The sequence below is a fragment of the Micromonospora sp. NPDC048898 genome (assembly GCF_043198035.1).
In the GTDB taxonomy this organism is placed as follows: Bacteria; Actinomycetota; Actinomycetes; order Mycobacteriales; family Micromonosporaceae; genus Micromonospora.
Map to the genome: position 1 here is coordinate 166,394 of NZ_JBICUF010000005.1, position 13,439 is coordinate 179,832.

The 13,439-nt window shown below is 72.6% G+C and carries 14 protein-coding genes; 5 read left to right on the plus strand and 9 right to left on the minus strand.

The annotated features are described in order from the left end of the window. The first annotated feature begins 19 nt into the window (after window positions 1–19). Together ACGFIQ_RS16460 and ACGFIQ_RS16465 are read left to right on the plus strand one after the other, a co-directional pair. Window positions 20–2,245, plus strand: coding sequence for an AAA family ATPase (locus tag ACGFIQ_RS16460; RefSeq protein WP_393244300.1), 2,226 nt, complete (start codon window positions 20–22; stop codon window positions 2,243–2,245). A gap of 92 nt (window positions 2,246–2,337) precedes the next feature. Beyond that, entirely contained in the window at window positions 2,338–3,270 is a 933-nt protein-coding gene (locus tag ACGFIQ_RS16465; protein ID WP_393244302.1) for a superoxide dismutase, read from the plus strand. Between the two features lie 56 nt (window positions 3,271–3,326). Here the strand turns inward: ACGFIQ_RS16465 and ACGFIQ_RS16470 are convergent, their stop codons facing one another. From ACGFIQ_RS16470 to ACGFIQ_RS16510, 9 genes are all read right to left on the minus strand, one after another. Continuing rightward, window positions 3,327–3,818: a GNAT family N-acetyltransferase gene (locus ACGFIQ_RS16470; RefSeq protein WP_357068131.1), complete on the minus strand. Its 492-nt coding sequence runs from the start codon at window positions 3,816–3,818 to the stop codon at window positions 3,327–3,329. A 132-nt stretch (window positions 3,819–3,950) separates the two neighbouring features. Next, window positions 3,951–4,856 carry a hypothetical protein gene (locus tag ACGFIQ_RS16475; protein ID WP_393244304.1) on the minus strand — a complete coding sequence of 302 codons (906 nt, stop codon included), beginning with the start codon at window positions 4,854–4,856 and terminating at the stop codon, window positions 3,951–3,953. Beyond that, window positions 4,825–5,424: a DUF3618 domain-containing protein gene (locus tag ACGFIQ_RS16480; protein ID WP_393244306.1), complete on the minus strand. Its 600-nt coding sequence runs from the start codon at window positions 5,422–5,424 to the stop codon at window positions 4,825–4,827. The genes ACGFIQ_RS16475 and ACGFIQ_RS16480 overlap by 32 nt, the downstream gene beginning before the upstream one ends. A 22-nt stretch (window positions 5,425–5,446) precedes the next feature. After that, on the minus strand, window positions 5,447–5,842 hold the full coding sequence (locus tag ACGFIQ_RS16485) for a phage holin family protein (protein WP_393244308.1): 396 nt from the start codon (window positions 5,840–5,842) through the stop codon (window positions 5,447–5,449). After that, window positions 5,839–6,486, minus strand: a complete 648-nt coding sequence (locus ACGFIQ_RS16490) for a hypothetical protein (RefSeq protein WP_393244310.1) — start codon at window positions 6,484–6,486, stop codon at window positions 5,839–5,841. Before ACGFIQ_RS16490 ends, ACGFIQ_RS16485 begins: the two co-directional genes overlap by 4 nt. Before the next feature lie 161 nt (window positions 6,487–6,647). Continuing rightward, entirely contained in the window at window positions 6,648–7,052 is a 405-nt protein-coding gene (locus ACGFIQ_RS16495; protein ID WP_393244312.1) for a DUF3263 domain-containing protein, read from the minus strand. Window positions 7,053–7,198: 146 nt separating this feature from the next. Beyond that, window positions 7,199–8,212 carry an ABC transporter permease subunit gene (locus tag ACGFIQ_RS16500; RefSeq protein WP_393244314.1) on the minus strand — a complete coding sequence of 338 codons (1,014 nt, stop codon included), beginning with the start codon at window positions 8,210–8,212 and terminating at the stop codon, window positions 7,199–7,201. Beyond that, complete coding sequence (locus tag ACGFIQ_RS16505) at window positions 8,209–9,219, minus strand: ABC transporter ATP-binding protein (protein WP_393244316.1); 1,011 nt, start codon at window positions 9,217–9,219, stop codon at window positions 8,209–8,211. Before ACGFIQ_RS16505 ends, ACGFIQ_RS16500 begins: the two co-directional genes overlap by 4 nt. Before the next feature lie 121 nt (window positions 9,220–9,340). Next, a complete protein-coding gene (locus ACGFIQ_RS16510) occupies window positions 9,341–10,126 on the minus strand; it encodes a DeoR/GlpR family DNA-binding transcription regulator (protein WP_357068116.1) in 786 nt (261 codons plus the stop codon). Window positions 10,127–10,323: 197 nt separating this feature from the next. On the opposite strand from ACGFIQ_RS16510, the gene ACGFIQ_RS16515 reads away from it, so the two are divergent. The 3 genes from ACGFIQ_RS16515 to nagA are packed head-to-tail and all read left to right on the plus strand — an operon-like array spanning window position 10,324 to window position 13,363. Beyond that, window positions 10,324–11,253 carry an SIS domain-containing protein gene (locus tag ACGFIQ_RS16515; protein ID WP_393244319.1) on the plus strand — a complete coding sequence of 310 codons (930 nt, stop codon included), beginning with the start codon at window positions 10,324–10,326 and terminating at the stop codon, window positions 11,251–11,253. Then, window positions 11,250–12,257: an ROK family protein gene (locus ACGFIQ_RS16520; RefSeq protein WP_393244321.1), complete on the plus strand. Its 1,008-nt coding sequence runs from the start codon at window positions 11,250–11,252 to the stop codon at window positions 12,255–12,257. Before ACGFIQ_RS16515 ends, ACGFIQ_RS16520 begins: the two co-directional genes overlap by 4 nt. Then, on the plus strand, window positions 12,254–13,363 hold the full coding sequence (nagA, locus tag ACGFIQ_RS16525) for an N-acetylglucosamine-6-phosphate deacetylase (RefSeq protein WP_393244323.1): 1,110 nt from the start codon (window positions 12,254–12,256) through the stop codon (window positions 13,361–13,363). Before ACGFIQ_RS16520 ends, nagA begins: the two co-directional genes overlap by 4 nt. Window positions 13,364–13,439 lie beyond the last annotated feature (76 nt).

Consider the following 13,439-nt stretch of genomic DNA (forward strand, 5'->3'; position numbering starts at 1 on the left):
CGGCGGCTACGGTCGGGCGGTGGCGCAACCCGACCTGACCCTGACGGCGAGCCTCCGGCCGGCCGCGCTGGACGCCCGACGGGGCATCGTGCGGCTGCATCCGGAGGCGCTGACCGCGCTGGGGCTGCGGCCCGGCGACCCGGTCCGGCTTGTCGGCCGCCGGGAGACGGCGGGGATCGTGGCGACCGCCGCGCCGGGCGCGAGCAGCGCCCTGCTGTACGCCGACGATCTGACGCTGGGCAACCTGGGCGTGCGCGACGGCGCTCAGGTGCGGGTCAGCCCGGTGCCGCTGGTGCCGGCGGGTCGTGTCGTCCTGGCCGGGCCGGTCGGGGTGGTCGCGGCGGTGAGCCCGGAGATGCTGCGGCTGGCGCTGCTGGGCAAGGTGCTCACCGCCGGCGACGACGTGTCGCTGCTGCCGCAGGACGTGCTGCCGGACGCCTCGGTGCGCAGCCTCATCGAGGCGGCTCGGGGCAGCCTCGCCAACACTGTCGGTTTCGCCTGGACCAGCACCCTGCTCACCGTGCGCACGGTCGACCCGGCCGCCGGCGCGCTCGTCACCATGGACACGGTGGTCGGCTGGGAGCACGGGCCGGCCACCCACGGCGGGCCCGCCCCGGTCGACGCCGAACGGGCGCGGCCACCCCGAACGGCCGACGCGGCACCGAGGGCGGACCAGCCGGACGACACACCGGACGTGGACGAGTTGCCCGGGTTGCGGGCCCAGGCCGAGGAGCTGACCGAACTGCTCGACCTCGGCTTCCACCACCGGGAGGTGTTGGGCCGGCTGGGCACCACCATCTCGCTGGGGGTGCTGCTCGTCGGCCCGGCCGGCTCCGGGAAGTCGGCGCTGGTCCGGGCCGTGGCCACCCGGGTCGGTGCCCGCGTACATCCGCTGTGGGCGCCCGAGCTGGCCGCGTCGACCAACCAGGCCGCCGCCGACCGGCTGCGCGGTGCGGCGACGGCGGCCCGAGCCGGTGGGCCAGCGGTGCTGCTGGTCAGCGACGTCGAGGCGCTCGCACCGGCGGACGTGCCCGGCCCGGTGGCGACGGTGTTCCGCCAGGTGCTCGCGGAGTGCGTCCGGGCCGGTGTCGCGGTGGTCTGCACCACCGGCCGACCGGAGGCGGTCGACCCCGCGCTGCGCGCACCCGATCTGCTGTCGCTGCGGATCAGCATCCCACTTCCCGACCAGGCGCTACGCCGCGAACAGCTCACCGTGCTGACCCGGCAGGTGCCGTTGGCCGACGACGTCCGCCTGGACGAGGTGGCCGCGCGTACCCCCGGGTTCGTCGCGGCGGACCTGGCCGCGCTGGTCCGGGAGGCCGGGGTACGCGCGGCCCTGCGGCAGAAGTCCGCCGAGACGCCGACGGTGTCGATGGCGGACTTCACGGCCGCCCGGGAGGTGGTCCGGCCGACCACGATGGCGGCGTCGACCCTGGATCTGGCCTCGGTGACGTTGGACGACGTGGGTGGCCTGGACGAGGTCAAGCAGACGTTGACCGAGTCGGTGCTGTGGCCGTTGACCTACCCGGACACCTTCGCCCGGCTCGGGGTGCAGCCGCCGCGTGGCGTGCTGCTCTACGGGCCACCGGGCTGCGGCAAGACCTACCTGGTCACCGCGCTGGCGGGATCGGGGCGAGCCAACGTGCTGTCGGTGAAGGGCGCGGAGTTGCTCTCCAAGTGGGTCGGCGAGAGCGAACGCGCCGTGCGCGAGCTGTTCCGCCGGGCCCGGGAGGCGGCCCCCACCCTGATCTTCCTGGACGAGGTGGACGCCCTGGCGCCGGTACGCGGCCAGGCCACCGACGGAGGCACCACCGACCGGGTGGTCGCCGCGCTGCTCACCGAGTTGGACGGGGTGGAGACGTTGCGCAACGTGGTGGTGGTCGGCGCGACAAACCGCCCCGACCTGGTCGACCCGGCGCTGCTGCGGCCGGGCCGGCTGGAGCGGCTGGTCTACGTGCCACCGCCGGACGGTCCCGCCCGTGCGGAGATCCTGCGAGCCGCGTCCCGGCAGGTGCCGCTGGCACCGGACGTCGACCTCGCCGCCCTCGGCGACGAGCTGACCGGCTTCTCCGCGGCGGACTGCACGGCGCTGGTCCGGGAGGCGGCGCTGGCCGCGATGCGGGAGTCCCTCGCCGCCGCCACGGTCACCGCCGGGCACGTCGCGACGGCACGGGCACGGGTACGCCCCTCGTTGGACCCGGCCCAGGTCGCCGCGCTGGCCGCGTACGCCGCCCGGCGGGATTGACCACCCCACCCAACCTTTTGGCCGCTGCGGAGTGTTCTTAGGGCGTCACACTCCTCTGTGGAGCAATTCACATGGACGTCAGGCGGTGTTCCTTGCGAAAGCTGCTGTCGCTCTTCTTCGTCCCCGTGCTCGCGGCGGCGACCCTGGTCACGGTCGGTGCACCGGCGACCGCCCATCCGGCGAAGCCGTTCCCGGCCCGGATCGCCCTGCCCGACGGTTTCACCCCGGAAGGGTTGACGATCGGTCGCGGCACCACGGTGTACGTCGGTTCCGTCCTGGACGGTGCGGTGTGGCGGGGTGACCTGCGGACCGGGCGCGGCTCGGTGCTGATCCCGGGCACCCCCGGCGCCGCCAAGGCAGGGCTCAAGATCGATCCGCTGGGCCGGCTCTGGACGGCCGGCTTCACCGGCGGCGGGGCCAGCGTGTACGACCCGGGCAGCGGCACCCGGCTGGCCCACTACCAGTTCACCACCGACCCCAACAGCCTGGTCAACGACATGGTGATCACCAAGCGGGCGGTCTACTTCACCGACTCCACCCGGCCGGTGCTGTACGTGGTGCCGCTGGGCCCGGGCGGCCAACTGCCGGCCCCCACCGCCTTCCGGGTGCTGTCGCTCACCGGTCCGGGCGCGACGCCGGACGCGTTCAACAACGGGATCGTGGCGCTTCCGGACGGTGACCTGCTCGTCGCGCAGATGCTGACCGGCCAACTCGTCCGCGTCGACCCGCGCACCGGAGGCAGCCGCGTCTTCGGTCTCGGCGGCTACTCGGTGGACCGGGCCGACGGGCTGGTGCTGCGCGGTCGCACCCTCTACGTGATCCGGAACCTGAGCAACGTCATCGCGGTGGTCCGGCTGAACACCGGTTACACCGCCGGGGTGGTGCAGCGGGAGATCACCGGTTCGCAGCTACGGTCACCGGCCACCGGTGACCTGCTCGGCTCGGCGCTGTACGTGGTGAACGGCCGGTTCGACGTGGAGCCGACGCCGACCACCGACTTCGACATCGTCCGGGTGCCGGCCTGAGCCAGGCGGTCGGCGGTGGCCCCCGCGGTCGCCGCCGACCGGCCCGCCGGTACGCCTCAGTCCAGGCAGATCTCGGCGCGCACCTTGCCGTCGTCCTCGTGCAGTTTGGCCCCGCACGTGCGCAGCACGGCGACCGCGCCGACGTTGTCCGGGGTCGTCTCGGCGACCACCACCCGCATGCCCGCCCGAGCGGCGGCGTTCAGCAACTCCCGCAGGGCGGCCGCGCCGATCCCCTGCCCGCGAGCCGAGCGCCCGAGCCACATTCCTGTCTCCACCGTGCCGGGCTCGTCACAGCGTGTCATCCGAACCATGCCCAGCACCTCGCCGCCGACGACGATCGCGTACATCTGTGAGCGGGTCGGGCCGTCCAGCCCGCCGAAACTCGCCCGGTGGAACTCCCGGAACGCCTCCCGACGAGCGAGCGACCACCCAGCGGGGGCCTCGACCGGAGGCATCACGTCACTGGGTTCCGCCTCGGCAGCCGCTACGGAGAGCAACGGCTCCAGGTTCTGCTCGTCCACCGGCTCCAGCCGGACCGCACCCGCCACGTGCCGCAGTCTGCCGCCCTCATCGGCCGAAGTCCACCCCATTGCCCATCCACTGGCGGTCCGGACAGCGGTACCGGCCGGTCGGGCGGGCGGGGTGTCCCACATCACGCTCTGTTGTCACCCAACCGGGTGTCAGGGTGTGGAAACCGCCGATCCGAACTCGCAGAACACCACCGACGCGTCGTCGGTCGGCTTGTGCCGACGCAACCGGTCGGGATGCTCGCGCTCGGCGGCCCGGACCCGGTCGAGCAACGCGCCCGGCCCCTCGGCCCCCAACAGGTCCAGCAGACCGGTCCAGTCGGTGAGCGCGAACTGCTCCACCGCGCTGGACGCGCCGTCGCTGAGCAGTGCCGCCCGGCGGATCGCCGCCGGACCTCGCCGGGGCATCGTCCCGGTCACCGCGTGGAAGGCCGCGTCCGGGTCGGCAGCCGCCACCCAGTAGCCGTGGGTGCGGTTCATCCGTTCCCGCTGGACGCTCACGGCGTGCCGGAACCGGGTGACCGGGTCCGCCGCGCCACCCGGCACGGCGGCCACCGTCTCCCGCAGCTCCGCCATCGCCGTGTCCAGCCGGTTGTCGGTGACCACGCTGACCTGACCGCCCGCGTCCAGGACCAGAGGGCTGTCGCAGAGCACCAGGTAGTCCACCTGGTCACCGCAGTCGCGCAGGAGGCAGACCGTGCTGGACGGGGTGCCCGGATGGTCCAGGTCGCACTGCCCGCCGTGGTCGGCGCGGACCGCGAGAATGGCGGCGGCCAGGTTGCTGGTCAGCCGTGCCGCCGGGCGGACCGCCTCGGCGACGCCGATCCGGGCGGCCAGGTGCCGGACGTACCACTCCGGCCCGTGCATGCAGCCGGTGTCGAAGCCCTGCGGCACCGTCGCGCCGTCCAGGACGCCGACCAACGGGCCGACCTGGAAGACCAGGTCCTCGTTGACCGGCCGGCCCGGTGCCGGCGCCGACGCGGAGCGCACCCGCATCACCGGCACCGGCCCCGGCACACCGGGAGGGTCAGCGCTGTCGGAGGTCGTCGACGGCCGCATGCGTCTCTCCCTGCACCTGACCGGCGGCCGAACGGCCCTGGCCGCGTACCGCGGACACGCCCTGCTGGGCGCTGGACCGCACCGACTGTGCCGCCTGTTGTGCGGGCTCGCGCAGGTTGTCCTGCATCTGGTGGCCCACCTGGCTCGCCTGCCCGCGCAACTGATCGGAGTGCTCGCTCACCATGGTCCGCGCCCGTCCGGCGAGTTGCCGCTCGCGGCCGCTCGGCGGAATCAGCGAGGCGGCCAGCAGACCGACACCGAAGGCGACCAGGCCGGCAGCCATCGGGTTGCCCTGCGCCTGCTCGCGGGACTGCTGCCCGAGTGAACGGGTCTCGTCGCGGACCGAGCCGGCCGCGTGCGACATCCGCTGGCCGGTCTCCTGCCCCAGATGGCTTGAGCTGCCCATCATCTTCTCCTTCGCTCGGGTGAACGCGTCGCGGGCCTGCCCGACACGGTCACCGGCGATCCGACGCGGGTTGACCCTGTCGGTCAGCGCGTCGACGTCACTGCTCAACTCGTTGCGGGTGGTCTCGATCTCCCGCCGGATCCGATCCGGATCACTGGACATGATCTGTTCCCTCCCGACTCGTTCACTGACCCCGCAGAGCGCCAGGCATCTCCCGGGCGGTCTGCTTCGTCCGGGGCAGCACCGCACGTGCCCGCTTCAGCTGGGTCCTGGCGTTGATGAAGAGACCGCCGGCCACGGCGGCCCAGAGGACCGCGACGATCAGCGCCGCCCACCCCTGGTCCATCGTGTTGGACAGCCCCCACCACAGGGCGAACGACACGAAGAGCACCGCCAGGAAGCCGGCCACCCCGGCACCGCCGAACATGCCGCCGGCCTTGCCGACCTGGCTGACCTCCTCGCGGAGTTCGGCCTTGGCCAGCTCGACCTCCTTGCGCACCAGGGTGGACATGTCCCGGGTCACGTCGCCCAGCAGTTCGCCGACCGAGGCCTGGGTCCGTTCCTTCTCCGGGGCGCTCACGGGGCCACCCCACCGGGCAGGTCCCGTGCTTGTTGATCGGCGGACGAGACGTTCTGCGCCCGTGCCGTCCCCACGTACGGCTGATCAGGCTCCGCGGGCGTGCCCTGCGGCTGGGACGGCCCGCCGGGTGCGCTCGCACCTCCACCGTTGCCAGACGCCGGTGCGGTCAGGCCACGGGTGAGCCGCCCAACCAGCAGCCCGGCCACCGCCGCGCCCGCGAGGAACGTCCCCGGGTGGCGCCGCGCGTACGTGCGTACCTCGTCGAGCACCTCACCAGGCTCGCGCTCGTCGAGCCACCCGGCGGCTTGCTGGGCGGCGTCGGCCGCCTTGCGTACCACCTGACCGGCCAGCCCGGAATCGCCGCCCCGCTCGGCCATCGAGCCGAGGTTCTGACCCAGGTCGCGCAGGCCCTCGGCGGCCCGCCGCTGCTGCGTCTGCGCCTGGTCCCGAAGCTGCCCGGTGGCCTCGCCGGTCAACTGCCGGGCCTGTTGCCGCACTTCTGCGGCCACCTGCCCGCCCTGCTCGGCGGCGACGTGGGCGACCTGACCACCGGCCTGGGTGGCCTGCTGGCCGACCCGGGATGCCTCCTGCCGGGCCTGCTGCGCTCTATCGCCCGGCGATCCGCTCTGGTTCGTTGCCGTCATCCCCCGCTCCCTTCCTGAGTCCGGGGTCGCCTACCCGCCTGACCAGCCAACATGCGGAGGGCGTGCCGGCAACTGACGACGCGATCTTGCACTTGTTGCCCCGGCAAATGCGTGCAAAGGCCGTGCAGCGGCGACACAAAGTGCAAGATCGCGGGTGTGTTTCAGCGGCGGCGGTTGCGGGCGCGCGACGCGCGCAACCGGCGGAGCCGGCCGATCAGTAGCGGGTCGGCGGCCAGCGCGGCCGGGTTGTCGAGTAACCCGTTGAGCAGCTGGTAATAGCGGGTCGACGAGATCCCGAAGGTGTCTCGGACGGCCTGCTCCTTGGCGCCGGCGTGTCGCCACCACTGCTGTTCGAAGGCGAGGATGGCCCGTTCCCGCTCGGTCAGCCCGGGTGTTGGCACGCTGGGCGCGACGTCGGCCCCGTCGTCCAACTCGGTGTCATCGGTGTTCTCGATGGGCGGCACCGGCCGCGGAGTCGGAACCGCCGGCGCGACGGCACCCGGGAGGTCACCCCGACGAGCGTCAGTGGACGGCTCGGGGGCGGCCGGGGTGGCGTCGGCGGACATGGCACTCAGCCTAGCCAGGGACGACCTGGGTCGCACCAGCCGGCGCGGTTGGCACGCCAGCCTCGCGGCAGGTGGTCGCACCCACGAACACACGAAGGCCCCCGGCATCTTTCGCGCACCGGGGACCTTCGTGTCGAATGTGGGAACTACGAGATGTCGCGGCGACGCATCACCCAGAGCGACGCCCCGAGGATCACCACCACAGCGACCGAGAGCAGGATCGAGGACTGCTGCCAGGTGATGTCCATCGTGGCCGGCTTGCACTCCCCGCTGAAGGTCGCGTTGCAGGAGTTCCAGTCCTCCAGCTTCACCGTCTTCGTCATCCAGGCCAGCATGTACGTGGGCAGCAGCCATGCCTCGGCGAACCGCACGCCGGCCATGGAGAGCAGGATGCCCAGGCCGAACTGGCCGACCACCATCACCGCCACCACGCCACCGAGGGCCATCGCGGTGTGCCGCCCCAGGGAGGCGAGGGCGAAGCCGATGGTGGTGACCACCAGCACCAACACCAGCCCCCGCACGCCGGTCAGGACTGACGACTGCCAGGCACCGGAGGTCATCTTCTCGGTGGTCCCCCGGAAGTTGGCGATCGCCCAGAACCCGGCGAACCACAGCACCGCGGCGGGCAGCGTCACCGCCAGCATGCCGGTGAGCAGCGCGGCCAGCTTGGTGAGCAGGACGGTGAGCCGCTTCGGCCGCCAGAGCAGCAGGTTCATCATGCCGCCGGTGCTCCACTCGGCACCGACGAATGACGCGCCGACCACGAACCCGACCAGGGCGAAGATCGCCGCGAACGGAATCAGCGTCTCGTCGAACGTCTCCCGGAAGTCGAACGTCGAGGGCAGATACCATTCCGCCGAGAACTGGTCGCGGGACGGTGGCGTGATCACCGAGCAGTCTTCCGGGTAACGGTTGTTCGTCGTGCCGGCCGTCTTGGCCTGCTCGCACGCGACTCGCTCCTGCTCGCTCCAGTGCACCTGCGCCTGGTACTGCTGGTCGGCCTCCCGCTCGGCCTGCGCGTACTGCGCCGCGCCGATCTTCTGGTTCGTGAAGAACACGCCGACCACCACCGCGGCCAGCACCAGCAGGCCGAGCAGCGTCATGTACCTGGTGAACCGCCGTTTGGTGAGCCGGCGCAACTCCGTACGAAAGAGGCTCACGCGCCCCACCCTCCTCCGGCGGGGCCGGGCTGAGCCGCCCCGCCGACATGCATGGACTCGTCGACCTGCCGGTGCTGACCGGGGACCGGTGCGGTGGCGGTCAGTTCGAGGAAGACGCTCTCCAGATCGACGGCGATCGGCGCCAACTCGCTGACGTAGAGGTGCTGCTCGGCGAGCAGCCGCGTCACCGAGGCCGGCTTGTCGACGCCGGCAAGCATCAGATGGTCGGGGTGCTCGGTGACCTGGATCCCCGCCCGGGTGAGCGCCTCGGTGGCCGCCGGCAGGTCGCTGACCGCCTCCAGCCGGATCCGGACCGCACTTGACGAGTGCTGTGCGAGCACCTCGTCGACCGGGCCGAAGGCGACCCGCCGACCCAGCGAGATGATGGTGACCGAGTCGCAGATCAGCTGGATCTCGCCGAGGATGTGGCTGGACAGCACCACTGTCATCCCGGATTCGGCGAGGGTGCGCATCAGCCCGCGCATCTCCCGGATGCCGCCCGGGTCGAGGCCGTTGGCCGGCTCGTCGAGGATGAGCAGCTTCGGGTTCTTCAGCAGGGCCGACGCGACCGCGAGCCGCTGCTTCATGCCCAACGAGTACGTCTTGACCCGCTCGCCGGCCCGGTCGCGCAGCCCGACGAGCTCCAACACCTCGTCAACGCGGACGGCCGGCACCTCGCCCGCCCCGGCCAGCAGGGACAGCGTGTCCCGGGCCGAGAAGTGCGGGAAGAACTGTGGGCTCTCCACGATCGCGCCGACCTGGCCGGCGACCGTGGGCAGCGCGTCGGGCACCTCGTGCCCGAGCAGTGACATCCGGCCGCCGTCGGGTCGGATCAGGCCGAGCAGGGTACGCAGCGTGGTGGTCTTGCCGGACCCGTTGGGGCCCAGGAAGCCGTGCACCTGCCCTGCGTCGACCCGCATGTCGAAGCCGTCGAGCGCGTTGCGGGTGCCGCGTCGACGACTCTTGTACGTCTTACGTAGACCTTCGATCTCCAGGACAGCTGGCAAGCTGCACCTCCCCCGATGGGTGGGCGTGACAGCCGACACCATACGCGGTATGCAGGCACGCGCAATACGCGGTATGCATCGACGCGCCGAAGGGGCGCATTCATCGACAGAGCGTGACCGCTCAGGCGCAGATCACCTGCACGCCGGCGACGCGGAACGCGTCCACCACCTCCGGGGCGGCACCCGAGTCGGTCACCAGCGTCTCGACCCGCTCGATCGGACAGATCCGGGCGAAGGCGTGACCCCCCAGCTTGGACGAATCCGCGATGATCACCACGCGTTTCGCCCGGGCCACCATCAGGTTGTTCATCGCGGCCTCCCCCTCATGGTGGGCGGCCGCGCCGAGGTGCGGATCGATCGCGTCCACGCCGAGCAACGCGACGTCCAGGGTGACCTCGCGCAGCAGCGCCCCGCCCAGCGGGCCGACCAGCTCGAACGACTTCGGGCGCACCACCCCGCCGGCCACCACGACCTTCATCCGCGACCGGACCAGCAGCTCGTTGGCGATGTTCAGCGCGTTGGTCACCACGGTGAGCTGGGCGCCCTCGGCACTGGTGTTGAGGTCCGGGCGCACGGCGAGTGCCCTGGCCACCTCGGTGCTGGTGGTGCCGCCGTTCAGGCCGACCACGGTGCCCGGCGTGACGAGCGCCGCCGCGGCCGCCCCGATCCGCTGCTTCTCGGCCGAGTGCTTCGCCGTCTTGTAGCGCAGCGGCAGGTCGTACGACACGCCGTTGGCGACCGCGCCGCCCCGGGTCCTGGTGATCATCTGCTGTTGGGCGAGCTGGTCGAAGTCACGCCGGATGGTGGCCTGGGAGACGTCCAGCCGCTCGGCTGCCGCCTCGACGCTGACCCGGCCGTTGTCGGTCAGCATCTCGAGCAGGGCGTTCCATCTGGCGTACCGGTCCACCGCGGGGGCCCTCCAGTGACACGGACGGTGATTGATTGCGTGCACACTAGTGCGCAAAACTAGGCTGGCGCAAAAGACTGACCTGCGCGATCGGGTGGCCGGTTGCCACGGCCACCGGCGTTCGCGCAGAATGACGCGCGAAATACGTGCCTAACGAGCCATATTGCGCACCGGTCGCCCCTGCGAGGAGTTTTCCCATGGCGTACGTGCACGCGGAGATCGCGAGCCAGCCCGACTGCTGGCGGGAGGCCGCCGAACTGGCCGAGGTCGTCCACGGTGACCTGCCGCGCCCCGGCGAGCGGGTCGCCGTCGTCGGTTGCGGCACGTCGTGGTTCATGGCGATGGCGTACGCGGGCCGCCGCGAGCAGGCCGGCCAGGGCGAGACCGACGCGTTCCAGGCATCCGAGTTCCCGGCCGGCCGCCACTACGACCGGTTGATCGCGATCACCCGCTCCGGCACCACCACGGAGGTGCTGGAACTGCTCGCCGCGCTGCGCGGGACCACCCCCACCACGGTCATCGTCGGTGACCCGGCGTCACCGGCCGTCGACCTGGCCAGCGCCGTGGTGGCCATGCCCTTCGCCGACGAGCGGTCGGTGGTGCAGACCCGCTTCGCGACCACCGCACTGGCCCTGCTCCGGGCGCACCTCGGCGACCCGGTGACCGCGCTCGCCGCGGACGCCGAAGTCGCGGTGCGATCCCCGCTGCCGATCGACCCGACCACCATCGGGCAGGTCACCTTCCTCGGTCGGGGGTGGACGGTCGGGCTGGCCCAGGAGGCAGCGCTGAAGTGCCGTGAGGCGGCGACCTTCTGGGCCGAGGCGTACCCGGCGATGGACTACCGGCACGGGCCCATCTCGGTCGCCGCACCGGGCCGGCTGGTGTGGGCGTTCGGCGAGCTACCTGACGGGCTTCCTGAGGACGTGGCCGCCACCGGCGCGGCCTTCGTGCACAGTCGCACGCACGGTTGGCGCACGGTGCTGGGCAGTTGGTCCGCCGGTCGTACACCTGTCGACCCGATGGCCGACCTGATCCTGGCGCAACGCTTCGCGGTCGCGCTGGCGACCAGCCGGGGCCTCGACCCGGACGCGCCCCGACACCTCTCCCGGTCGGTGGTGCTGGCGTGACCGGCGGCGACGCCGGGCCCGCCGACCAGGTCGTCGTCGCGCTGGATGTGGGCGGCACCGGCATGAAGTGCGCCCTGGTCAGACCGGACGGCGTCGCGGTACGCACCGAGCGGCACCCCACACACGCCGGACGCGGCCCGACAGCCGTGGTCGACACGATCCTGGACGTGGCCGACGGGCTGGCCGCCAAGGCCCGCGCCGACGGGCTCACCCCGATCGCCGTCGGCATCGCCGTACCCGGGGTGGTGGACGAGGCGCGCGGCGTGGCGGTCTGGTCGGCGAACGTGGGCTTTCGGGACGTACCCCTGCGGGACCTGGCGGTGGCGCGGCTCGGTCTGCCCACGGCGCTCGGCCACGACGTGCGCGTCGGTGGTCTCGCCGAGGCCCGCCTCGGTGCTGGACGCGGCACCGGGCAGGTGCTGTTCGTGGCGATCGGCACCGGCATCGCGGCCGCGCACGTGGTCGACGGCTCGGCCTCGACGGGCGCGCACGGCGCCGCCGGGGAGATCGGCCACATCCTGGTCCGGCCCGACGGCCCCCGCTGCGGTTGCGGTCGACCCGGCTGCCTGGAGGCGGTCTCCTCCGCCGCGGCGATCGGCCGCCGCTACGCGGAGCTGGCTGGTGCGGCGGCCACGGCCGCCGAGGTGGCCGAGCGTGCCGCGGCCGGGGAACCGTTCGCCGGCCAGGTCTGGCAGGAGGCGGTCGAGGCGCTCGCCGACGGCCTCGCCACCGGGCAGGCGTTGTTCGACGTGGCGACGATCGTGCTCGGCGGCGGCCTGGCCCAGGCCGGGGACCGGCTGCTGATCCCGCTACGCGCGGCGCTGCACGAGCGGATGACCTTCCACCGGGAGCCGCGGCTGGTCGCGGCGGCCCTCGGCGACGAGGCTGGCTGCCTCGGCGCCGCCCTACTCGCCCTGGACGCGGTAAGCGTCCGAGACCAAGACGCGGTCCGCGTCGGAGACCAAGACGCGGTCCGCGTCGGAGACCATCTGGAGGAGCGATGACCGTGCGGGTGGACGGCCGAGTGGTGACCCCGACCGGTGTCATCCGACAGGGCTGCGTCGAGTGGGACGGGGATCGGATCACCGCGGTGGCCGAATATCCGTCGGTCCGGGACGGACACTGGATCCTGCCCGGCTTCGTCGACATGCACACACACGGCGGTGGTGGGCACACCTTCACCACCGGGGACGCCGACAAGGCCCGGGCGGCGGCCGACTTCCACCTCGCGCACGGCACGACCACCCTGTTGGCCAGCCTGGTCAGCGCGCCCTTCCCGCTGATGCGCGCGGCCACCGAGGCGTACGCACCACTTGTCGACGAGGGCGTGCTTGCGGGAGTCCACTTCGAAGGGCCCTACCTCTCCGCGGCCCGTTGCGGCGCGCAGAACCCCGAGTACCTGCGCGACCCGTCGACCGACGAGCTGGCCGAGCTGATCGAGCTGGGCCGGGGAGCGGTCCGGATGGTCACCCTCGCTCCGGAACGCGACGGCGCGTTGGAGGCGATCAAGCTGCTCACCGCGCAGCGGGTGGTGGCGGCGGTCGGCCACACCGACGCGACGTACGAGCAGACCCGCGCCGCGATCGCCGCTGGTGCGAGTGTCGGCACCCACCTGTTCAACGGCATGCGTCCCGTGCACCACCGCGAGCCGGGCCCGGTGGTGGCCCTGCTCGACGCGCCCACCGTCATCTGCGAGCTGGTCGCCGACGGGGTGCACCTGCACGACGGCATGCTGACCTTCGCCACCGCGACCGCGGGCCCGGACCGCGCGGCGCTGATCACCGACGCGATGGCCGCCGCCGGAATGGCCGACGGCGACTACGAGCTGGGCGGCCAGGCGGTCACCGTGACCGACGGGGTGGCCCGACTCGCCCGCGACGGGGCGATCGCCGGCAGCACACTGACCATGGACGCCGCGCTGCGGCACGCCGTGGATGCCGGAATCCCGATCGCCGACGCGGCGCGGATGGTGGCCACCACCCCGGCACGCGCCATCGGCCTGGGCAACCGGGTGGGCTCCCTGCAGGTCGGCCTCCGCGCCGACCTGGTGGTGCTGGACGCCGACCTGAACGTGGTCCGGGTTCTTCGCGGCGGCACCTGGGTGAAGTGAGCGCGAGCCCTCCTGCGGCGCTTGCCCCCGTCGGATGCGTGACCGCGCTCGACGGCAGTCTGCGTCGCTGGCGGAG